This is a genomic window from Microbacterium sp. MYb72, assembly GCF_002979415.1.
Classification (GTDB): Bacteria; Actinomycetota; Actinomycetes; order Actinomycetales; family Microbacteriaceae; genus Microbacterium; species Microbacterium natoriense.
The window spans coordinates 109,195-131,363 of sequence record NZ_PCOT01000005.1; the positions used below are offsets into that span (position 1 = coordinate 109,195).

Sequence of the window (22,169 nt, forward strand, 5' to 3'; positions counted from 1 at the left end):
CGTGCCCCCAGGTGTCGGTTCGGAACTGTCAGTTGAGCAGGCGCGCGCTCCGGAGTCAAGCCGGTTGCGCGGCGTCCGCTGCGGAGTGTCCGAGCCGCGTGGGAGAGTCTGAGCATGACCGCACTGCTGCTCCGTCCCTGGTCCGCGGAAGACCTCCCCCTCCTGACGCAGGCGAACACTCCGACGATGACGGCCCACCTCAACGGACCGGAGAGCGAGCAGGAGCTCGTCGACCGGCACGCCCGCTATCTGCGGCTGGGGGAGTCGGGAGAGGCGCGGATGTTCGTCATCGAGGATGACGGTGTGCCGCTCGGGTCGATCGGCTGGTGGAACGTCGACTGGCGGGGCTCAGCGGCCCTGGAGACGGGATGGTTCGTCCTCCCCGAGGCGCAGGGGCGCGGGGCGGCATCGGAGGCTGTCGCGCTGCTCGTGGTCGATGCGCGCGAGCACCGCGCGGGGCGCCGGTTCCTCACCGCGTTCCCCGGCGCCGAGAACGCCGCGTCGAACGGCGTCTGCCGGCGCAACGGCTTCGCCCTCGTCGGGACGATCACCGAGACCTTCCGGGGCGGCGAGCTCGTCATGAACGAATGGATGCTGGACCTGGGCGCCGTCGACGACTAGTCGGTGATCATTCGACAGGCTCGAGAGGCCGTCATCACAGCTCGTTCACGCGCTGCCGTGATGCGGACAGCTCCTCCGCTGCGCTCACGACGTCGGATGTCGCCGTATCCAGGAGCGCCTGAGCGGCCGAGGCATCCGCCGTCGCCCTGGCGAGTCGATCGCGCATCCGTGCGAGCTCCGTCTCGAGCTCCTCGATCTGCGCAGGCAGCCGAGCGGTCAGAGCCTCGGCGTCTCTCACCGCCCTCTGCGCTGCGTGCTGCCGCTGTTCGGCGTGAGCAAGAGCCTTCTCCGCGTCGCTGACCGCACGTTCCGCATCCCTCCGCATCCGTCGCGCTCGCACCTCATCGAGAGGAGGGGTGGAAGCGGGCGCGGCATCCGACACTCCGCCCGCGACGACCGACTCCAGATCCACCGGGGCGGAGGGTTCGAGCTCTCGGATCAGCCGACCGGAAGCGACGGCCGCCGCTGCATCCGGATCGAAGAACGCCGCGGTGAGTGTCTGCCGCACCGCTTCGGAGGTGGCTGGCGTGATGCGCTCGCCCTGCGCCGACGCCAGTGAGGTCGCTTCCGCAGCCAGGCGCTGAGTGAGTGCGCGACGTTCACGACCGAGGCTCGCCAGCGTCGCCGCGTCGAGGTCGGCCTGCGCGTCGCGGAGCTCCTGCGCCAACTGCAGTGCTTCACCGAGTTGGGAGGGGCGTTCGCGGGCGAACAGGTTCACGACCCACGCCGACACCGACGGCTTCTTGAGCGCGCGGATCCGATCGCCCGTGTCGCGATCGGCGGCCGCTGCCGCGAAGGCGTTCCGGGTCGCGACGAACTCGGCGGGTGGACCGGAGTACAGCGCGGCCGCCATCTCCGCGAAGTCGCGTGACGTCATCGGACGACGGGTGAGACGATCGGCGCGGCGCGGCAGATGTGGGCGGGCATCGATCGAGAGTACCGAGGAAACGTGAGCGCCGTCAGCCCTGTTCTTCGGGACCCTGGCGCAGACGGAAGAGCCCGCCCCGACGCAGGTCGGGACGGGCTCATCGTGAACGTCGGGCGATCAGACGCCGTAGTACAGCTCGAACTCGAACGGGTGCGGTCGCTGGGCCATCGGCAGGATCTCGTTCTCGTACTTGTAGGAGATCCAGGTCTCGATGAGCTCCTCGGTGAACACGCCGCCCTCGAGGAGGAAGGCGTGGTCCTCGCGCAGGGCCTCCAGCGAGTCCAGCAGCGAGTTCGGCACCTGCGGGATGTTCTTGGCCTCCTCGGGCGGGAGCTCGTAGAGGTCCTTGTCGACGGGCTCGTGCGGCTCGATGCGGTTCTTGATGCCGTCGAGGCCGGCCATGAGCTGCGCGGCGAAGGCGAGGTACGGGTTGCCGGAGGCGTCGGGCGCACGGAACTCGATGCGCTTCGCCTTCGGGTTGGAGCCCGTGATCGGGATGCGGATCGCGGCCGAGCGGTTTCCGGCCGAGTAGACCAGGTTGACCGGGGCCTCGAAGCCCTTGACCAGACGGTGGTAGCTGTTCAGGGTCGGGTTGGTGAAGGCGAGCAGCGCCGGAGCGTGCGCCAGGATGCCGCCGATGTACCAGCGCGCGATGTCGCTGAGCTGGCCGTAGCCGGCCTCGTCGTAGAAGAGCGGCTTGCCGTCGCTCCACAGCGACTGGTGGGTGTGCATGCCCGAGCCGTTGTCGCCGAAGAGCGGCTTCGGCATGAACGTCGCGGTCTTGCCCCACTGGTCGGCGGTGTTCTTGACGATGTACTTGAACTTCAGGATGTCGTCTGCCGCGTGCACCATGGTGTCGAAGCGGTAGTTGATCTCCTGCTGACCGGCGGTGCCCACCTCGTGGTGCGAGCGCTCGAGGATGAACCCGGCCTCGATGAGCTTGAGGGTGATGTCGTCGCGGAGGTCGGCCGTCTTGTCGACGGGGGAGACGGGGAAGTAGCCGCCCTTGTACGGCGTCTTGTTGCCGAGGTTGCCGCCCTCTTCCTCACGGCCGGTGTTCCACGCGGCCTCTTCGGAGTCGACCTTGTAGAAGCTCTCGCCCGCGGTGACGGAGTAGCGGACCTCGTCGAAGATGTAGAACTCGGCCTCGGGCGCGAAGAACGCGGTGTCGGCGATGCCGGTCGACGCGAGGTACTTCTCGGCGTTCTTGGCGACCTGACGTGGGTCCTTCGAGTAGATCTCTCCGGTGCGGGGGTTGTAGATGTCGAAGACCATGACGAGCGTGCTCGCCTCGCGGAACGGGTCGACATAGGCGGTCGTGACGTCAGGGATGAGCTGCATGTCGGACTCGTGGATGCTCGCGAAGCCGCGGATCGAGGAACCGTCGAACAGCTGGCCGTTGACGAAGAAGTCCTCGTCCACCGTGGATGCCGGGATGTTGAAGTGCTGCTGCACACCGGGGAGATCGGTGAAACGGATGTCAAGGAACTTGACGTCGTTCTCCGTGATGTAGCTCAGTACCTCGGACGAATCTTTGAACATGTACGACTCCTGTAATGCGGATCGATGGCTTCACGGCCATTCTGCACAGTACGGCTGGAGGATTTCTCCGGGGTGTCCGCTTTGTTTCGAGCTTGTTACGGCGGAGGCACCCGCGGACGCTGGGTAGGCTGGACAAGTGACGGATGCTGTGAACTCGTACCCCGGTGAACGACTCGGTCTTCCAGAGCAAGGTCCCGGGAGCATCGCCCGCCCCGGCCGGCGGATCGGCGCGCTGCTGATCGACTATGCGGCGGCGAGCATCATCGCGACGGCGTTCTTCGGATTCAACCAGTTCGCGCTGCCCTCGGAGGCCGGTCTCAGCCAGTTCGCGCCCATGGCCGTGTTCGCGGTGATGCAGATCCTCTTCATCCCCACCGCTGGCGGCAGCCCGGGGCACCGCATTCTCGGCATGCGTGTGGTTCCCTTCGCCGGCCCCGGCTGGGTCGGCCTGTGGCGCCCCGTCGTCCGCACGCTCCTGCTGGTCATCGTCATCCCCGCGGTGGTATGGGACGCCGATCAGCGAGGACTCCACGACAAGGCGTCAGGGCTGATGCTCATCCGCGCCTGACGCGGCTCACTCCTTGCCGCGGTTGCGGCGGCGCGCCTCTCGGGGAGCGCGTCCGCCCACGAAGGAGCGGGCGGGATCGACGACGTACCCCTGACGCAGCGCCTCGCGGCCGATGAGCATCCGGAACCCCATCTCGTCGCGGTTGCTCAGCGTGACCTCGGCGAGGACCTCGCGGTCGTGCAGGCGGATGAGCAGCTCGACGACGAAACGCTCCTGCGCGTGGCCAGAGGAGCTGCGGACGGCCCGCCGATCGTGCACGGGGCACTCCACCTCGACGGTGTCCTCCTGGCTGTCCTGCCAGGGCTTGACGCGGAATCGCACCCACTCCTCGCCGTCGCGCTCGAACTCGCGGATCTCGAAAGCGTGCAGCGATGAGGTGCGCGCGCCCGTGTCGATCTTGGCTTTCAACCAGTCGACGCCGAGATCGGGCAGGCTCACCCATTCTCGCCACCCGATAAGAGTGTTTGAATGGGATGTCTTACTCACCCGATACATCCTGGCAGGAAAACTTCGTGAAGATCGCTGTGCTCTCCCGTGCGCCGCAGGCGTACTCAACCCAACGACTCCGTGCAGCGGCACTCCAGCGCGGGCACAACGTCAAGGTGTTGAACACGCTGCGCTTCGCGATAGACCTCACGGCCGATGAACCGGACCTGCATTATCGGGGGCGTCAGCTCAGCGACTACGACGCGATCCTGCCGCGCATCGGCAACTCGATCACGTACTTCGGCACCGCCGTGGTGCGCCAGTTCGAGCAGATGGACGTGTACACGCCGAACACGGCGAACGGCATCTCCAGTGCGCGCGACAAGCTCCGCGCGAACCAGATCCTGTCGCGCCACAACATCGCGATGCCGCCGACCGCTTTCGTCCGCAATCGCGCCGACGTGCGCCCGGCGATCGAACGCGTGGGAGGCGCCCCCGTCGTGATCAAGCTCCTCGAGGGCACGCAGGGCATCGGGGTTATCCTCGCTCCGCAGGTCAAGGTCGCCGAGGCGATCATCGAGACCCTGCACTCGACGAAGCAGAACGTGCTGATCCAGAAGTTCATCTCGGAGAGCCGTGGCAAGGACATCCGCGCCCTCGTCGTGGGCGACCGCGTCGTGGCGGCCATGCGACGCTCGGCAGCCGGCGACGAGTTCCGGTCGAACGTGCACCGGGGCGGCTCAGTGGAGGCCATCGAGCTCGACCCCGTGTACGAGCGCGCCGCGGTGCGCTCGGCGCAGATCATGGGCCTGCGCGTCGCCGGAGTCGACATGCTGGAGGGCGAGGACGGCCCGCTCGTCATGGAGGTGAACTCCTCTCCGGGGCTCCAGGGCATCGAAACCGCCACGAAGCTCGACGTCGCGGGTGCGATCATCGACTACATCGCCGGCCAGGTCGCCTTCCCTGAGATCGACGTGCGACAGCGGCTCACCGTCTCGACCGGGTACGGAGTGGCAGAGCTCATGGTTCACGGGGCGGTGGATCTCGTGGGCAAGACGCTCGGCGAGGCGGGGCTGTGGGAGCGCGACATCACCGTGCTCACGCTGCACCGGGGTGTCAGCGTCATCCCCAACCCGCGCAAGCACGTGATCCTCGAGGCCGACGATCGGCTCTTCTGCTTCGGCAAGCTCGACGAGATGCGCTCCATGATCCCCGAGCGACGTCGGCGCCGTGCGAAGGTGCGTCGTCTGCCCCGCCAGCCGCTCTCCGAGTGAACGACGAAGCGCGGCCGCCCTCCTGACGAGGTGCGGCCGCGCTTCTTCGTGTGCGGGGCGTTCGATCAGCGCGGACGCTGCGAACGGACCTTGGTGGGGTCGATGCCCTTCGGGATCGGCAGCGAGGAGAGCGACTGGGAGACCGAGTCGATGCGGCGGATGACCGCGCCCATCGTCGCCTTGTCGATGGCCTTCGGAAGCTTCTTGATGGTCTTCGCCAGGTCGGCGATCGTGACGTCGTCGTCGCCATGGCCGACGTAGAGCACCGTGACGGGAACACCGTGCGCGACGCGCTCCGCCTTGCTGCGCTCATCGTTGACCAGGCGGGTGAGGCGTCCGCGAGAACCCTCGCCGACGACCACGACGCCGCCGCGTCCGACCGTGCGGTACACGGCATCCTGCGTCTTCGGGTTGATGCCCACCGGCGTCTCGGAGGCCTGCCAATTGCGGCCGAGGCTCGTGCTCAGCACATGACCCGTCGCGCCGGGCATGCCGTCGATCTTCTGGTACATGGCGGACGTCGACAGGCGCGTCATGAGGAACATCGCACCGAGGATGCCGAGCATGAGACCGGAGATGCCCCACAGGACCAGCGTCCAGATCTGGAACGGCGGGATGACGTATCCGGCGATCAGCCCGACGAGGACGCCGGCGACGAGGATGGCGATCTGCGCCCACGGAAGCCAGGGATAGATCTCACGGGTGAACTTGAAGAGGGACCTGATCTGGGAGAAGAACCCAGGACGCTTCTCAGGTGCGGACGCGCGGTTTGCCATGGGTATCAGCCTACCGATTCCCCGGTGCGTCCGATGTCCCGTTCGCGCCGGGCGGATTCCACTCTTCGTCCACAGCGGTCGATTCGCGACGGATCCATCCACATCACCCGCTTTCGCCACCACGGCGCTGGCGGATGCGCTGTCATGGTCGCATGGTGAGGGAGATGAACGCGGCGACCGGGCTGGTGCCCGGTGCGCACCGCGCGATCAGGGTGCTCGATGCGGACGAGGGGCCGTTCCGGGGCACGTTGGTCGCAGACGGCGAAAGGGTCGCCGTCTGCGCGGATGCGGCCGCGTTCAGCGGGTGGACGGGGTGGATGCTCGCGGGGAGCGATCATGTGGCCGGTCCGCTCGACCTCGTGCGTCGTGCCGACGGGCACGACGTGCTGCTGCCGTGGTGCACGGAGCGGATCTCGGCGTTTCTGGGGCGCCGAGCCGCTGCGGGCTCCACGCTCGCCCCTGGGGAGGTGAGCACCCTCGTGGCGAGTCTGCTGCGGGGTGTGGCGGAGTGCGGGGAGAGGATCGCCGAGGGGAGCGGCACCTGGTGGATCACGGACGGAGGTCGGCCGATGTTCGTGATCGGGGAGGGCGAGGACGTGCGGATCGCGACCGCGCGGATCGTCGAGCTGGTGCAGCGGGAATGCACCGACCGGGCGCTGGGGCGGCTGCTCTCCTCCGTGCAGGGTGGGCTCACGGAGGGGAGCAGCAGGCCGCGGATGCTGCCTCAGCACCTCACGCGATGGGAGGCGGAGCTGTTCGAGCTCGCGGCGCCGAGGGCGCTCGACCGGGAAGTCCTGGCGCCAGAGAGGGTTCGCGACATCGAGATGCTCCGCGACGAGGACCCCCGCGCGCAGGTGTGGAGTCGGCGGGAACTCCGACGCGCCTCTGACGAGGGCGATGCGTCCAGGGGAGTAGGACGTGCCGTCCGCTCAGCTCTGGTGGGATGGGGGCGGGCTGCTTCCGGGACGATGGCCGACCTGCTTCTCCGTCTGCGACCTGACTCCGGCCGCGGTGTTGCGCGGGAGACAGGCGCTGGCTTGCGGAGCCGCATCGGTCGCGGGCGGCGTGACGACGGACAGAGTGACAAACGTCGGGAGGGCGACGGCGGACGGGTGCCGAGGCCCCAGCGGCGCCGAGCGCAGATGATCGCCGGTGTCGCCGCCGTGGCAGTCCTGGCCGTGGGGTTGCTGTGGCCCGCCGATGGCGCAGAGACGGTCGGTGCCGTGACACCGGAGACGCGGGTGTCCACTCCGCCGGAGTCCCCGGCCGCGACACCTGATGCACTTCCGCACAGCGCGCCGGAGTCGCCGGGCCCTGAAGAGGATCCGCTGGCGTCGGGTCCCGTGCTTCTCGACACGATCTCACAGTGCCTCGCTGAGTCCGATGCCGCGTGCACGGAGGCGGTGGCCGAAGGTTCAGCCGGTGTCGTCGATGCGCTGGCGGTCGCGCTGCGGGGCGAGGAGCGACCGGAACTCGCGCTGGTCGACGAGTACGGCGACGTCGCAGTGGTGCGGATGTCAGCGGTCGCAAGGGAGGATGGCGGTTCTCCCTCCGAGGGCGAGCGGATGCTCGTGCTCGTGCGCCTTAACGAGCACTGGCTGGTCCGCGACGTGTACGACGTCGCGGACCAGCCAGGGTGATGCTGTGATCAGGCTCCGAGGTCTGCCGCGAAGTTCGCCGCCTCGAGGCGGGCCTTGACCGCACCGAGGAAGCGAGCTGCGTCGGCGCCGTCGATGATCCGGTGGTCGTACGAGAGCGCGAGGTACACGTACGAACGGACGGCGATCGCATCGGCGCCGCCCACCTTCACGAGACCGGGGCGCTTGACGACGGTTCCGGTGCCGAGGATCGCGGACTGCGGCAGGAAGACCACCGGAGTGTCGAACAGCGCGCCGCGCGAACCGGTGTTGGTCAGCGTGAACGTGCCGCCGGCGAGCTCGTCGGGCTTCAGCTTGTTGTCGCGAGTGCGAGCAGCGAGGTCGGCGATCTCATGAGCGATCTGAGCGATGTTCTTCGACGCCGCGTCGCGCAGGACGGGAGTCAGCAGGCCGCGCTCGGTGTCGACCGCGATCGACAGGTTCTCGGTCGCCGGGTAGACGATCTGGTCGCCGTCGACCGTGGAGTTCACGATCGGGAAGGCGCGCAGAGCCTCGGCGGCGGCCAGGGCGAAGAACGGCAGGAAGGACAGCTTGTCGCCGGTCTTCTGCAGGAACGATCCCTTGACGCTGTCCCGATAGTCGGCGAGGGCCGTGACATCGACCTCGACAACCGTCGTCAGCTGGGCCGTCTGCTGCATCGAAGCGACAGCGCGCTCCGCGAGCACCTTGCGCAGACGCGACATCGGCTGCGTCGTACCGCGCAGCGGCGACACCTCGAGAGGAGCGGGAGCCGGAGCAGCGGGTGCGGCAGCGGCAGGCGCGGTGGCTGCGGCCTCGGCGGCCTTGAGCACGTCCTCCTTGCGGATGCGTCCTCCGACACCGGTGCCGGCGACGGTCGCGAGGTCGACACCCTGCTGCGAAGCGAGGCGGCGCACGAGCGGCGTCACGTAGACGTTGTCGTTCTCCGCAGCGGCCGGGGCCGGTGCGGCGGCGGGTGCCGGTGCGGCTGCAGGCGCCGGGGCAGCTGCGGGAGCGGGAGCGGGAGCCGGTGCGGCGGCGGGTGCCGGTGCGGCAGCGGGTGCCGGTGCGGCGGCGGGTGCCGGTGCGGCAGCGGGTGCCGGTGCGGCGGCGGGTGCAGGAGCCGCTGCAGGTGCCGGAGCAGCGGGCGCCGCGGCGGCGGGTGCTGCACCGGAGCCGACACGCGCGAGCACGGCGCCGACGGCGACGGTCTCGTCTTCACCGGCGACGATCTCCTGCAGGACGCCGGCGACCGGCGACGGGATCTCGGTGTCGACCTTGTCGGTCGAGATCTCGAGCAGGGCCTCATCGACCGCGACGGTGTCGCCGACCTGCTTCAGCCAGCGGGTGACGGTGCCCTCGGTGACGCTCTCGCCCAGTTCGGGGAGGACGATGTCGGTGGCGTCGCCAGCCGGTGCGGCAGGGGCCGCGGGTGCGGACGCAGCGGGTGCGGCCTCGGCCTGTGCACCGACGCTGGGGTCGGCCGGCTCGGGGGTCGCCTCTGCAGCAGGGGCCGCGGCTGCCGGGGCATCCGCGGTCGGTGCTGCGCCGCTGCCGTCGCCGATGCGCGCGAGAAGCGCGCCGACCTCGACGGTCTCGTCCTCGGCGACGAGGATCTCCTCGATCACGCCGGTGACAGGGGAGGGGATCTCGGTGTCGACCTTGTCGGTCGAGATCTCGAGCAGGCCCTCATCCGCCTGCACCGTGTCACCGACCTGCTTCAGCCAGCGGGTGACCGTACCCTCTGTGACGCTCTCACCGAGAGCGGGGAGGATCACGGATGTGCTCATGACGGAGTCTCCTTCAGGAAGTTGTATGACGCTTGTCTAGCTTAGTGAACTGCGCACCGGTTGGTGCTCAGAGAGCGTGGAGCGGCTTTCCGGCCAGCGCCAGGAAGGCTTCGCCCAGTGCCTCGCTCTGTGTGGGGTGGGCGTGGATCAGGGGGGCGATGTCCTCGGGGTGCGCCTCCCACGCGACGGCCAGCTGGCCCTCGGTGATGAGCTCGCCGACCCGGTCGCCGAGGAGGTGGACGCCGAGGACAGGGCCGTCCTTGAGGCGGACGACCTTGACGAGACCCCCGGTGCCGATGATCTCGCTCTTGCCGTTGCCGGCGAGGTTGTACTCGTAGGCGGCGACGGCATCCGCTCCGTGGGCGGCGATCGCCGCCTCCTCGGTGATGCCCACCGAGGCGACCTCGGGGCTCGAGTACGTGACCTTCGGGATCTGGACGTCCGGGACGTTCGCGGGCGAGAGGCCCGCGATGCGCTCGGCGACCGCGATGCCCTGCTGGAAACCGCGGTGTGCGAGCTGCAGACCCGGGACGATGTCGCCGACGGCCCACACTCCGGGGACGCCGGTACGGAGATCCTGGTCGACCGTGACGAATTCGCGGTCGAGGACGACGCCCGCCTCCTCGAACCCGAGGTCGGCGGTCACCGGACCGCGGCCGACCGCGACGAGGAGGTAGTCGGCGGTGAACTCCTTGCCGTCTTCGAGCGTGACGGTCACAGAGGCGTCGTCCTGCACGGCGGTCTGGAAGCGGATGCCGAGGGAGTACTGGATCCCGCGGCGGCGGAATGCGCGCTCCAGGCCCTTGCTGAGCGCGATGTCCTCGTTGGGGACGAGGTGCGGGAGCGCCTCGATGATCGTGACCTCGGCGCCGAACGAGCGCCACACGCTGGCGAACTCGACGCCGATCACGCCGCCGCCGAGGATCAGCACCTTCTCGGGGATGACGTCGAGGGAGAGCGCCTGCTCGCTCGTCAGGATGCGTCCGCCGATCTCGAGACCGGGGAGGGTCCTGCTGTACGAGCCGGTCGCGAGGATCACGTCCGCGCCGACGTACACGTCGTCGCCGACGCTCACCGAGCGATCGGCGTTGAGGCGCCCGGCGCCGGCCACCGTCTTGATGCCGCGGGCCTTGACGAGGCCCTCGAGGCCCTTGTACTTCTTCGCGACGATGCCTTCGCGGTATGCGCGGACGCCCGCCGGGTCGATGCCGTCGAGCGACGCCGAGATGCCGACGTGCGCGGCCCCTCGTACGTGCTCCGCCACCTCGGCGGCGTGCAGCAGCGCCTTGGTGGGGATGCACCCGCGGTGCAGGCAGGTGCCGCCGACCTTGTCCTTCTCGATCAGGGCGACGGACTTGCCGAGCTCGCTGGCGCGCAGGGCTGCGGCGTACCCGCCGCTGCCGCCACCGAGGACGACGATGTCGAAGGTGTGGGTTGTCATGATCTTGCCTCCGGGTGGGATGCGTCGGCGAAGGCGATGATCGATCGGACCATCGCCCCCGTTGGGCCCTTCTCAGTGAAGCCGTAGGGTGCGCCGTTGTGCTCGCTGGAGCCGGCGATGTCGAGGTGGACCCACGGAATGCGCGGGGCGTCCTCGGCGTCGGACACGCGGCCGACGAAGCGCTGCAGGAAGAGCCCGGCGAAGGAGGCTCCGCCCATGCGATCGCTCATGTTCGCGTTCTGCAGGTCGGCGATGGGGGAGTCGAGCGAGTCCTCCATGTAGGTGGGGAGGGGCATGTGCCACGCCGGCTCGTCCACGGCATCCGCTGCGGCCAGGAACTCCGCGACGGTGTCGTCGTCTCCGAACACGCCGGTGTGCCGATGGCCGAGCGCGGCGATGATGGCGCCGGTGAGGGTCGCGACGTCGATGATGACATCGGGGTGCTCGCGGCTCGCGGCGACCAGGCCGTCGGCCAGCACGAGGCGACCTTCCGCATCGGTGTTGTTCACCTCGACCGTCGTGCCGTCGAGGATCCGCAGGATGTCGCCGGGGCGGATCGCCCGTCCTGAGGGCATGTTGTCGGTGATGCACAGCCAGGCGGTCACACGAACGGGAAGGCCGAGCTTCGCGATGGCCCGCAGCGCGGCGAGGCTGGTCGCGGCTCCCGCCATGTCGAACTTCATCCCGACCATGGAGGCGGCGGGCTTGAGGGAGAGGCCTCCGGTGTCGAAGGTGATGCCCTTGCCGACGAGGGCGATGTGGCGCGCCGCGTCGGCGGGGGAGTAATCGAGGCGCACGAGGCGCGGCGGCCGGTCCGATCCCTGGCCCACGCCGAGGATGCCGCCGAAGCCCTGCTCGGCCAGCGCCTTCTCGTCGAGGATCTCCACGGAGACCTCGAGCCCATCGACGCTGTCGGCGGCGCTCTGGGCGAGCTGCGCGGGGCTCTGCCACTCGGCGGGCACCAGCACGAGGTCCTTGACGAGCGCGACGGCCTCGCCGACGGCTGCGGCGCGCGCCACGGCGGCATCGTCGAGCTCAGCGTGAAGCAGAACGGTGCTCGCCCGCGGCTTCGGGGGATCGGCCTTGTACCCGTCGAACCGGTGGCCTCCGAGCACGGCGCCCTCTGCCGCGGCATCCGCGAACTCCTCGAGCCCCGGCGCCAGTGCGACCGAGACGGTCGCGAATCCCGTGAGCGTGCGCAGTGCGGCACCGACGGCGTTGCGCACGGCGAGCGCGTTCGGGTTCTTCCCGGCGCCCACCACCGCGAACGGCACCGTCGTCACCTGGGGTGCGTGCACCCGCGCGAAGGCGGAGGCGCCACCCGTGAAGCCGATGCCCTGCAGCGAGTCCGCGAGGCCGGGGAAGCCGGCGAGCGACTCTGCGGAGTCGGAGATGTCGGGCACGACGAGCACTGCGGCATCTGCAGCGCTTCCGGGGAACTGATCTGAGGTGCGCGAGAGCGCGGGAAGCGTCATGCCTCCATCCTAGAGAGCACGGAGGCCGGGGGCGTGTGGTGGCGCCGCCGCGTGTTCGCTCTGAGCAATACCCGTGCCGCCCCCTCGTCCGACGCGGCTCGTAGCATGGAGATATGCCCTTCTCCGGAGACATCCTCGAACGCGTCGCCAACGCGCCGGCAGTGCCGCGCGGCCTTCCTCTGGTGATGCTCCTGACCGGATTCACCGACGCGGGCAGCGCCGTCTCCGGACTCATCGACCACCTCCGCGAGACGGCCGATCTCCAGCCCGTCGTCGTGTTCGACAACGACGCACTCCTCGACTACCGGGCGCGCCGCCCCGTGATCTCCTTCGATCAGGACCACCTGACCGAGTTCCGGCCCGCTCGGCTCGAGCTCTCTCTCGCCACGGATGCGCTCGGGCAGAAGTTCCTGCTCCTCTCCGGCTACGAGCCCGACTTCGCCTGGAACGAGTTCGCGCGCACCGTCCTCGAGCTCGCGACCGAGTACGAGGTCTCCGGCGTCAGCTGGGTGCACTCGATCGCCATGCCCGTGCCGCACACGCGTCCGATCGGCACGACGGTGAGCGGCAACCGACGCGACCTCACCGTCGCGCACTCGGTGTGGCGCCCCCGCACGCAGGTTCCGGCGACCGCGGGGCATCTGCTCGAGTTCCGGTTCGCCGAGCGCGGTGATCGCGTGGTCGGTTTCGTCCTGCTGGTTCCGCACTACCTCGCAGAGACCGAGAACCCGGATGCCGTGATCACGGCGGCCGAGCGTCTGATGGCCGCGACGGGGCTGGTGCTGATGCTCGACGAGGTGCGCGCGCGCCGGGAGGACTACATCACCCGGGTCGACGAGCAGGTCCTCGGCAACGACGAGCTGCAGCAGATGGTGCACAACCTGGAGCGCCGCTACGACGCCTACATGGCGGGGCGCGACCCGGAGGACGACTCCTACGACGAGGGCGGATTCAGCGAACGCGACCTGCCCAGCGCCGATGAGCTCGCCGCGGAGCTGGAGAGATATCTGGCCTCGCGGCCGTCGGGCGATGACGACAAGCAGGGTCGAGGCTGACGATACGCGGTATGTTCCGCACCGAATGCAGCCGCACACCCGTACGTGTGCGATACTAGGACTCTGACCCGTTGTCAATCAGTCTTTTCGGAGGCCGGACTTGACAAGGGTCTTACTAGTGTCCGAAAGTTCCGGGGCGTTTCAGCGGCCCCGTGAAAGGCGAAACGTGACTCCTGCCACGACAAACAAATCCCGGACGAAGAAGACCGCCGTCGAACCGGAGATCGACGCCCAGGTCGACGAGACGCCCGAGAAGCCCGCGCCCAAGACCGCTGCGCAGCGTGCCGCGGCGAAGCGCGCTCCTGCCAAGAAGAAGAAGTCGGATGACATCGTCGAAGACGACGATGCCCCCGTCGCCGGTGCGGCCGAGGAGGCCGACGAGGACGACGACGACGCGAAGCCGAAGTTCACCGAGCCGCTGCCGACCGGCGCGATCGTCATCTCCTCGAACGACGACGAGGACGTCCCGGTCTACTCCACGCAGATCACCGGCGCGACGGCCGACCCCGTCAAGGACTACCTGAAGCAGATCGGAAAGGTCGCGCTGCTGAACGCGGCCGAAGAGGTCGAGCTCGCGATGCGCATCGAGGCCGGTCTGTTCGCCGAGGAGAAGCTCGCCGCGATGACCGCGGCGGAGAAGACCAGCCAGCTCGGACTCGACCTGCAGTGGGTCGCCCGTGACGGCCAGCGTGCGAAGAGCCACCTGCTCGGCGCCAACCTCCGCCTCGTCGTCTCGCTCGCCAAGCGCTACACCGGTCGCGGCATGCAGTTCCTGGATCTGATCCAGGAGGGCAACCTCGGCCTGATCCGCGCGGTCGAGAAGTTCGACTACACCAAGGGCTTCAAGTTCTCGACGTACGCCACCTGGTGGATCCGTCAGGCGATCACCCGTGCGATGGCCGACCAGGCCCGCACCATCCGCATCCCGGTGCACATGGTCGAGGTCATCAACAAGCTCGCCCGTGTCCAGCGTCAGATGCTGCAGGACCTCGGCAGGGAGCCCACTCCCGAGGAGCTCAGCCGCGAGCTCGACATGACGCCCGAGAAGGTCGTCGAGGTGCAGAAGTACGGCCGAGAGCCGATCTCCCTGCACACGCCGCTCGGTGAGGACGGCGACAGCGAGTTCGGCGACCTGATCGAGGACACCGAGGCCGTGGTCCCCGCTGACGCGGTCGGCTTCACGATGCTGCAGCGTCAGCTCGAGCAGCTGCTCGACTCTCTCTCCGAGCGCGAGGCCGGCGTGATCCGGATGCGCTTCGGCCTCGGCGACGGACAGCCGAAGACCCTCGACCAGATCGGCGACACCTTCGGCGTGACGCGTGAGCGCATCCGCCAGATCGAGTCGAAGACCATGGCCAAGCTGCGGCACCCGAGCCGGTCGCAGTCGCTGCGGGACTACCTCGAATGATGACGGGCGCACCTCAGGCGCGCTCGGCAGGCATCCGCTACGTCTTCCCCGTCCTGGCGGGCAAGCTCGCCCGGTTCGCCACGCGTCTGCGCGGCGGCGGATCGGCGTTTCCGGGGTACCTGACGAACAGACTCGCGCCGACGCTGCTTCCCACGCTCGCCGGACAGTTCCGGTACGGCGTCGTGTTCGTGCTCGGTTCCAACGGCAAGACCACGACGACGCACATGATCAGCGAGGTGCTGCGTGCACACGGTCTGACCGTGTTCACGAACCCGACGGGCGCGAATCTGCCGCAGGGCGTCACCAGCGCGCTGCTCGCTGATGCGACGCTCACCGGCCGCATCCGTGCCGACGTCGCCGTGCTCGAGATCGACGAGGGCTACGCAGCGGATCTCGCGGATCGGCTCTCGCCGTCCGTGATCCTCTCGCTGAACGTGCAGGTCGACCAGCTGTACCGCTTCTACGAGACCGAGCGCGTGGCCGACATGATGCTCGAGGCGTCGAAGCGCGCCACCGGTCATGTCATCGTGAACCGCGACGACCCGTACCTGAGCAAGATCGACACGAGCGCGATGCGCGGTGAGGTGTCGTTCTTCGGCGTCTCGCCCGAGCTCGTCGCGGCCTCAGCCCACGGCCTCGCGAATGCCGCGGACACCCGGAGCGGCAACGCCGGAATCCTCGACCACGACGCCTTCGCCGAGGTCGTCAGCGCCCGTGGTCGTGATGTGGTCGTCCGCGTCGACGGTGTGGACGCCGAGATCACCCTCCCCGCCCGCGGCCTGCACTACGCGGCCGACGCGGCCGCCGCGCTGACCGTGGCGTCGCGAGTCCTCGGACCCGACTTCACGGTGGAGAGCGCCGCGAAGGGCTTCGCGCAGATGGCGCCCGCGTACGGACGCGGCGAGGTCATCCCGCTCCGCCGCGACCCGGCGGGCGAGCAGGTCGAGTTCGTCATGTTCAAGAACGCGCCCAGCCTGCAGATGAACCTGGATGCGCTGGAGGGGGCCCCCGAGCGCGCCCTCATCGCGATCGACGAGGGCACCCCCGACGTCTCCTGGCTGTACGACGTCGACTTCGACGTGGTGAAGCGCATCGACGTCGTGACCGGGGAGAAGGCGTACCAGCTCGCTCTCAGCCTCGAGCACGCCGGCGTCGAGATCGGCGTCGTCGAGCCCGACATGGAGAAGGCCGTGGCGCTCATGCGGGCGCTCGAGCCCGCGGCCTCTGGCCGCCAGACCTGGTTCGTCAACTACGAGCTGATGATGATCGGGCGCAGGCTGCTCGGTCACGGAGATCAGGAGATTGCGCGCCGATGACCGACACCGTGCGAATCGTCCAGCTCTATCCGGTGGAGCTCGGCATCACTGGCGACCGCGGCAACGTGCGTGCCCTGCAGGTGCGTCTGGAGCGCGCCGGAGTGCCCGTCGACGTCGTCCGCGTCGGCATCGGGGAGGCACTCCCCGCGGATGCCGACATCATCGTGCTCGGCAACGGCCCCCTCTCCGCCATGCGCATCGTCGCAGACGACCTCCGGGCGCGCGCCGCGGAGCTCGAGAAGTTCGTCGAGGCTGGCCGTTCGCTCTTCGCGATCGGCGCGTCCGCCGAGCTCCTCAGCGAGGGCGTCGATCTGCTCGACGGTGAGATCCTGGACGGCCTCGGCCTGTTCCCGTTCCGTGTGGCGCGCACGCGCGACCGCAACGTCGGATACATCATCGCCGACGCCCCGTTCGGTCGAGTCATCGGATTCGAGGACCACGCCTCCCGCTGGACCCTCGGCCCGCAGGCCGAGGCCGCAGGCACCGTGGTGGCGGGCAAGGGCAGCTTCTCTCTTGACGGCGCGGCCGGCGAGATCGTCCGCAGGGGAGAGTCCTACGCGTCCAACGTGCAGGGTCCGGCTCTTCCGCTGAATCCGCAGTGGTCCGACGCGATCCTCACCGCGGTGACCGCACGGCGCGGCATCGCGTGGTCCGCCGGCGATGCGCACACGCATCTGAACGAGTACGCAGACGGAGCCCGCGCGGCCATCGAGCACCTCGTTCACAGCAAGGACTTCAGCACGATCGGTCTGTGATGATCAGCAGCGCGCTTCCCCGGGCGGTGATCTCGCGATCGGCGCTCACCGCATCCGCGGCGGCCGCTGTCGCCGCAGGAGGCCGAGTGGCCGATCTGCGCTCCGATGCCTGGGGGCACGGCATCCTCTCCGTCGCCCACGCGGTGACGATGGCGGGAGCCGAAGCGGTGCTCGTCGACTCGGCGAGTCAGGCCGAAGCCCTGTCCCTGGAGGGCATCGGCGCGGTCGTCGGCATCGAGCCCGACATCGACTCCGCGCGGCTCTACGGGCTGCCGGACGATGACGGCGTTCTGCTCACCGATCCCGTGATGCGGCTGGCAGGCCGCGTCATGTCGACCAAGAGGCTCAGACCCGGTGACGCCGTGTCCTACGGGTACACCCATCGCGCGACCGCGCACACCGTGGTCGCCCTGGTGACCGGCGGGTACGCGCAGGGAATCGTGCGAGCGCTCGGCAACAGAGCCCACGTTGAAGTCGACGGCAGAGAACGGCCCATCGTCGGCCGGGTGGCGATGGATGTCTGCGTCGTCGACCTGCAGGGCGAGGACGTTCCCGTGGGTACAGAGGTGACGTACTTCGGTGGACGAGGTCCTGCCGGACCCGCCCTCGCCGGGTGGAGGTCTGTGACGGGGCTTTCCGTCGCGGAACTCGTGACGGTCGCAGGGTCCCACGCCGAGAGGGAGTGGGAGTCATGACCCGTCCTCAGCTGCGACTGAGCAGCGCTCGCTTCATCGCGAACATCGACGCGGTGCGTGAGCGCATCTCGCCGTCCGAGCTGATGCTCGTGATGAAGGACGACGCGTACGGGCACGGGATCACCTGGGCCGTGGAGACCGCGGCGCGTACGAGCGTGGAGTGGTTCGGCAGCTACGACGTCCGCGGAGGTCTCGAGATCCGTCGCATCCTCGAGCGCCCGGCGCGCGTGTTCGCCTGGGCGACGGCGACGGACGACGAGATCGACGATGCGCTCCTGCAGCGGATCGACCTCGGGGTGGGCACCGATGAATACCTCGACCGGATCATCGCCAGGGCCGTCGCCCTCGGACTCTGCGCGCGCATCCACCTGAAGATCGACACCGGGCTGCACCGCAACGGCGTGCTGCCCGAGGACTGGGCCGCGGTCGTGGAGCGCGCCCGTGCGGCCGAGGCATCCGGCGCCATCGAGCTGGTCGGTGTCTGGAGTCACCTCGCGGAGGCGAGCGATGCCGAGGACGACGACGCCCAGAATGCCTTCCTCGACGCTGTGCAGGTCGTGAACGCGTCCGGCGCTGCTCCGGAAGCCCTCCACCTCACCGCCTCAGCGGCGTCGTGGTGGCGTCCTGAGCTGCGCGGATCCGTCTCCCGGATCGGGGCGTTCTGCTACGGCGTCCGTTCGGCTGACGGCCCTGAGCTCGACGGGATCCTGCCGGTGGCGGAGCTCACCGCGACGGTTGTCGAGATCGCAGACGGTGCCGCGGTGATCGGCATCGGCAGTTTCGACGGCCTGCTCTCGACCCTCGCGGGCATGCCCGTCGGGACGGAGTCCGGAACTCGGCTGCTCACGAGCATCGGCCACACCACATCCGTGATGTCCGACGCGGCCGACCTCGCGGTCGGCGACACCGTCTGGATCTTCGGTGCCGGCGCTCACGGAGAGGTGAGCGCGACCTCGCTCGCGGAGCGGGTCGACACGGTGGGCGAGGAGATCCTCACCCGTCTCACCTCACGCGTGCGCCGCGTGGTCATCGACTGACGCACGCGGCGCCGGTCGGGAGCAGAGAGTCAGGCCTCGATGAGGCGAGCGGTCTCGTCGTGCCAGCTCGTCGCGATGCTGCGGAGCTTCTCTTCGTACTTGCGTCCGTGGTGAGCGCAGAAGAGCAGCTCGGAACCGTTGACGACCGCCGCGATGTAGGCCTGAGCGCCACACGAATCACAGCGATCCATGGCGGTCAGGCGGAACTCGACGGCGGAGGTCTCACGTTCGGTCGTTGCATTCATCTCGGTGCCTCCTTGGGTGTCGGGTTCACTGTCGGGGTGTGCTCAATACAACCACGCGCAACCTGTACGCATGCCCGGCTTACGGCGTGTTTCGCTCAGCGCGTACGCCGCGGTGGCCGTCTGGCGCAGATCGGGGAGTGTCTGCGGCTCTGGAGGGGGTCGCGAGAATAGAATCGGAGATTGTGACCGCCGAGTATTCCGCCCATCATCTCCAGGTGCTTGAAGGGCTCGAGGCCGTCCGGAAGCGCCCAGGCATGTACATCGGCTCCAACGGCTCGCCCGGCCTCATGCACTGCCTCTGGGAGATCATCGACAACGCCGTCGACGAGGCCGTCGCGGGCAACGGCTCGAAGATCGACATCATCCTGCACGCCGACGGCAGCGTCGAGGTGCACGACAAGGGCCGCGGCATCCCCGTCGACGTCGAACCGCGCACGGGTCTGACCGGTGTCGAGGTGGTCTTCACCAAACTGCACGCCGGCGGCAAGTTCGGCGGCGGCTCGTACGCGGCATCCGGAGGCCTGCACGGTGTCGGCGCCTCCGTCGTGAACGCGCTCTCCGAGCGGCTCGACGTCGAGGTCGACCGCGGCGGCAAGACCTACGCGATGTCCTTCCACCGGGGTGAGCCGGGGAACTTCGCCGACACGGGGGAGAAGCGCCCCGACGCGCCGTTCACGCCGTTCCAGGACAAGAGCGAGCTGCGCGTCATCGGAAAGGCCCCCCGCGGTGTCACCGGCACCCGCATCCGGTACTGGGCAGATCGGCAGATCTTCACCAAGGACGCGGCCTTCCAGCTCCCCGATCTGGAGACCCGCGCACGGCAGACCGCGTTCCTCGTCCCCGGCCTCGAACTCGTCGTCCGCGATGAGCGCGCCGAGGAGAAGAACGAGACCTCGTATCACTACGAGGGCGGCATCTCCGAGTTCGTCGAGTACCTCGCCTCCGATGCGCCGGTGACCGACACATGGCGCATCCAGGGCGAGGGCACCTTCAAGGAGACCGTGCCGGTGCTGCAGGCCGACGGTCACATGGTCGCCACCGAGGTCGAGCGCGTGTGCGCGGTCGACATCGCGATGCGCTGGGGAACCGGCTACGACACGACGACACGCTCATTCGTGAACATCATCGCGACCCCGAAGGGCGGAACGCATCAGCAGGGCTTCGAACAGGAGCTCCTCAAGGTGCTGCGCACGCAGGTCGAGCAGAACGCCCGACGGCTGAAGGTCGGCAACGACAAGCTCGAGAAGGACGACGTGCTGGCGGGGCTCACCGCCGTGCTCACCGTCAACGTGCCGGAGCCGCAGTTCGAGGGCCAGACGAAGGAGGTGCTCGGCACTCCCGCTGTGCGCCAGATCGTCGCTCAGGTGCTCCGGAAGGACCTCGGCGACCGCTTTAGCTCGACGAAGCGCGACGACAAGAGCCAGGCCGTTCAGCTGCTCGACAAGATCGTCGCCGAGATGAAGGCGCGCGTCTCCGCGCGCGCACACAAGGAGACGCAGCGCCGCAAGAACGCGCTGGAGTCGTCCACACTGCCGACCAAGCTCGTCGACTGCCGCACGAACGACGTGGAGCGCAGCGAGCTCTTCATCGTCGAGGGCGACTCGGCGCTCGGCACGGCGAAGAACGCGCGCAACAGCGAGTTCCAGGCGCTGCTGCCTATCCGCGGAAAGATCCTCAACGTGCAGAAGGCCTCGGTCGGAGACATGCTCTCCAACGCCGAGTGCGCCTCGATCATCCAGGTGATCGGCGCCGGATCGGGGCGCAGCTTCGACATCGACGCCGCGCGCTACGGCAAGGTCATCCTGATGAGCGACGCCGACGTCGACGGCGCCCACATCCGCACGCTGCTGCTCACCCTCTTCTTCCGCTACATGCGGCCGCTGATCGAGCAGGGGCGCGTGTTCGCCGCCGTGCCGCCGCTGCACAGGGTCATCGTGATGAACCCGGGGTCCAAGCCGAACGAGACGATCTACACGTACAGCGAGCAGGAGATGCACGCGCTGCTGACGAAGCTGAAGAAGTCGGGCAAGCGCTGGCACGAGCCGATCCAGCGGTACAAGGGTCTCGGCGAGATGGACGCCGAACAGCTCGCGACCACCACGATGGATCGTGGCGGACGTCTGCTCCGGCGGGTGCGCATGGAGGATGCGGAGGCCGCAGGCCGCGTCTTCGAACTGCTCATGGGCAACGAGGTCGCCCCTCGTCGCGAGTTCATCATCGAGTCGTCCGACCGTCTGTCGCGCGAGGCGATCGACGCCTGAGTCGTCGCGGAGGCCGGTCATGGGGCAGTTGGACGGATTCCTCGATCGGCCGGGCTCCCGCATCGCGTTCGCGGACCACGGCGGACGAGGCCGTCCGATCGTGCTCACCCACGGCGCGGGCATGGACCACCGTATGTACGACGATCAGGTGAGAGCGCTGTCCGCGGCCGGCTTCCGGCCGATCGTCTGGGATCTGCGCGGTCATGGGGAGTCGACCCTGGTCGGGCGACGGTTCACCGCGGAGGATGCCGTCGGCGACCTGAAGGCGCTGCTCGCATCGATCGGAACCGAAGGCGCCGTTCTCGTCGGGCACTCCCTGGGCGGCAACCTCTCCCAGGCAGTGATCCGCGAAGCACCTTCGGCCGCACACGGACTGGTCGTGATCGACGCGAGCTGGAACGCCGGACCGCTGTCCGCGATCGAGCGCTTCGCTCTGCGCATCGCGGCGCCCTCGTTGGCCATGATCCCCGCTCGGGTGCTCCCCGGACTCATGGCGAGAGCGTCGGCGACCACCCCGGCGGCCGTCGCCCGCACGGAGGAGGTCTTCGCGCGGATGCCCAAGCGCGTGTTCCTCGACGTCTGGCGCGCCACCGCCTCGCTGATCGCTCCGGAGCCCGGCTATCGCACGCCGGTTCCCCTCGGTCTGATGCGGGGTGCAGAAGACAGGACGGGCAACATCTCCACCGCGATGCCTGCCTGGGCCGATGCCGAGGGTGTCGTCGAGCACGTCATCGCGGGTGCAGGGCACATCGTCACCTGGGATGCACCGGACGCCGCCTCGACGGCGCTTCTGCGCATCCTGGACGGTGCCGCCTTCAGGGGCCGAGTCTCCTGAGAAGCGGGGAGCGGCAGACCCCGCACAGACTCCCGGCTCGCGCGGTCTGCGCGACGTGAGGGCGATGGGCGTTCTCGGTCGCGCTCATCCCGGCCCCTCGGGGGC

The 22,169-nt window shown here is 68.8% G+C and carries 20 protein-coding genes; 12 read left to right on the forward strand and 8 right to left on the reverse strand.

Annotation, left to right across the window (positions count from 1 at the left end):
• Positions 1-114: 114 nt before the first annotated feature.
• Positions 115-621 (forward strand): GNAT family N-acetyltransferase, encoded by a 507-nt coding sequence (locus tag CQ047_RS04260; protein ID WP_105673043.1) that lies wholly within the window; start codon positions 115-117, stop codon positions 619-621.
• Between the two features lie 34 nt (positions 622-655).
• Here the strand turns inward: CQ047_RS04260 and CQ047_RS04265 are convergent, their stop codons facing one another.
• On the reverse strand, positions 656-1,498 hold the full coding sequence (locus CQ047_RS04265; RefSeq protein ID WP_105673044.1) for a transposase: 843 nt from the start codon (positions 1,496-1,498) through the stop codon (positions 656-658).
• Between the two features lie 168 nt (positions 1,499-1,666).
• A complete protein-coding gene (gene glnA / locus CQ047_RS04270; RefSeq protein ID WP_105673045.1) occupies positions 1,667-3,091 on the reverse strand; it encodes a type I glutamate--ammonia ligase in 1,425 nt (474 codons plus the stop codon).
• Positions 3,092-3,227: 136 nt separating this feature from the next.
• Between glnA and CQ047_RS04275 the strand changes: the two genes are divergently transcribed.
• Positions 3,228-3,659, forward strand: a complete 432-nt coding sequence (locus CQ047_RS04275) for an RDD family protein (RefSeq protein WP_223586358.1) — start codon at positions 3,228-3,230, stop codon at positions 3,657-3,659.
• A gap of 6 nt (positions 3,660-3,665) precedes the next feature.
• Here CQ047_RS04275 and CQ047_RS04280 read toward each other — a convergent pair whose 3' ends face one another.
• On the reverse strand, positions 3,666-4,154 hold the full coding sequence (locus CQ047_RS04280; RefSeq protein ID WP_105673047.1) for an ATP-dependent zinc protease: 489 nt from the start codon (positions 4,152-4,154) through the stop codon (positions 3,666-3,668).
• Positions 4,155-4,171: 17 nt separating this feature from the next.
• Between CQ047_RS04280 and CQ047_RS04285 the strand changes: the two genes are divergently transcribed.
• Positions 4,172-5,359, forward strand: coding sequence for a RimK family alpha-L-glutamate ligase (locus CQ047_RS04285; RefSeq protein ID WP_105673048.1), 1,188 nt, complete (start codon positions 4,172-4,174; stop codon positions 5,357-5,359).
• Between the two features lie 65 nt (positions 5,360-5,424).
• Here CQ047_RS04285 and CQ047_RS04290 read toward each other — a convergent pair whose 3' ends face one another.
• Positions 5,425-6,135 (reverse strand): DUF4191 family protein, encoded by a 711-nt coding sequence (locus CQ047_RS04290; RefSeq protein ID WP_105673049.1) that lies wholly within the window; start codon positions 6,133-6,135, stop codon positions 5,425-5,427.
• A gap of 164 nt (positions 6,136-6,299) precedes the next feature.
• Between CQ047_RS04290 and CQ047_RS04295 the strand changes: the two genes are divergently transcribed.
• Positions 6,300-7,775, forward strand: a complete 1,476-nt coding sequence (locus CQ047_RS04295) for a hypothetical protein (protein ID WP_146114265.1) — start codon at positions 6,300-6,302, stop codon at positions 7,773-7,775.
• 8 nt (positions 7,776-7,783) lie between these two features.
• On the opposite strand, the gene sucB is transcribed toward CQ047_RS04295, so the two are convergent.
• The 3 genes from sucB to CQ047_RS04310 all read right to left on the reverse strand — a co-directional run bounded on the left by sucB (position 7,784) and on the right by CQ047_RS04310 (position 12,457).
• Positions 7,784-9,541, reverse strand: coding sequence for a 2-oxoglutarate dehydrogenase, E2 component, dihydrolipoamide succinyltransferase (sucB, locus tag CQ047_RS04300; protein ID WP_105673051.1), 1,758 nt, complete (start codon positions 9,539-9,541; stop codon positions 7,784-7,786).
• Positions 9,542-9,608: 67 nt separating this feature from the next.
• A complete protein-coding gene (gene lpdA / locus CQ047_RS04305) occupies positions 9,609-10,982 on the reverse strand; it encodes a dihydrolipoyl dehydrogenase (RefSeq protein ID WP_105673052.1) in 1,374 nt (457 codons plus the stop codon).
• Entirely contained in the window at positions 10,979-12,457 is a 1,479-nt protein-coding gene (locus CQ047_RS04310) for a leucyl aminopeptidase (RefSeq protein WP_105673053.1), read from the reverse strand. The genes lpdA and CQ047_RS04310 overlap by 4 nt, the downstream gene beginning before the upstream one ends.
• Positions 12,458-12,570: 113 nt before the next feature.
• On the opposite strand from CQ047_RS04310, the gene CQ047_RS04315 reads away from it, so the two are divergent.
• The 6 genes from CQ047_RS04315 to CQ047_RS04340 all read left to right on the forward strand — a co-directional run bounded on the left by CQ047_RS04315 (position 12,571) and on the right by CQ047_RS04340 (position 18,723).
• On the forward strand, positions 12,571-13,512 hold the full coding sequence (locus CQ047_RS04315) for a proteasome assembly chaperone family protein (RefSeq protein ID WP_105673054.1): 942 nt from the start codon (positions 12,571-12,573) through the stop codon (positions 13,510-13,512).
• Positions 13,513-13,678: 166 nt separating this feature from the next.
• Entirely contained in the window at positions 13,679-14,920 is a 1,242-nt protein-coding gene (locus CQ047_RS04320) for an RNA polymerase sigma factor (RefSeq protein ID WP_105673055.1), read from the forward strand.
• On the forward strand, positions 14,920-16,236 hold the full coding sequence (locus tag CQ047_RS04325; protein WP_105673056.1) for a MurT ligase domain-containing protein: 1,317 nt from the start codon (positions 14,920-14,922) through the stop codon (positions 16,234-16,236). The genes CQ047_RS04320 and CQ047_RS04325 overlap by 1 nt, the downstream gene beginning before the upstream one ends.
• Complete coding sequence (locus tag CQ047_RS04330; RefSeq protein ID WP_105673057.1) at positions 16,233-16,991, forward strand: type 1 glutamine amidotransferase; 759 nt, start codon at positions 16,233-16,235, stop codon at positions 16,989-16,991. The genes CQ047_RS04325 and CQ047_RS04330 overlap by 4 nt, the downstream gene beginning before the upstream one ends.
• Complete coding sequence (locus tag CQ047_RS04335; protein ID WP_105673058.1) at positions 16,991-17,686, forward strand: alanine racemase; 696 nt, start codon at positions 16,991-16,993, stop codon at positions 17,684-17,686. The genes CQ047_RS04330 and CQ047_RS04335 overlap by 1 nt, the downstream gene beginning before the upstream one ends.
• On the forward strand, positions 17,683-18,723 hold the full coding sequence (locus tag CQ047_RS04340) for an alanine racemase (RefSeq protein WP_105673059.1): 1,041 nt from the start codon (positions 17,683-17,685) through the stop codon (positions 18,721-18,723). Before CQ047_RS04335 ends, CQ047_RS04340 begins: the two co-directional genes overlap by 4 nt.
• Before the next feature lie 29 nt (positions 18,724-18,752).
• Here CQ047_RS04340 and CQ047_RS04345 read toward each other — a convergent pair whose 3' ends face one another.
• Positions 18,753-18,968, reverse strand: coding sequence for a hypothetical protein (locus CQ047_RS04345; RefSeq protein ID WP_105673060.1), 216 nt, complete (start codon positions 18,966-18,968; stop codon positions 18,753-18,755).
• A gap of 182 nt (positions 18,969-19,150) precedes the next feature.
• On the opposite strand from CQ047_RS04345, the gene CQ047_RS04350 reads away from it, so the two are divergent.
• Together CQ047_RS04350 and CQ047_RS04355 are read left to right on the forward strand one after the other, a co-directional pair.
• Complete coding sequence (locus CQ047_RS04350; RefSeq protein WP_105673061.1) at positions 19,151-21,229, forward strand: type IIA DNA topoisomerase subunit B; 2,079 nt, start codon at positions 19,151-19,153, stop codon at positions 21,227-21,229.
• Between the two features lie 19 nt (positions 21,230-21,248).
• A complete protein-coding gene (locus CQ047_RS04355) occupies positions 21,249-22,064 on the forward strand; it encodes an alpha/beta fold hydrolase (protein ID WP_105673062.1) in 816 nt (271 codons plus the stop codon).
• Positions 22,065-22,169: the final 105 nt, after the last annotated feature.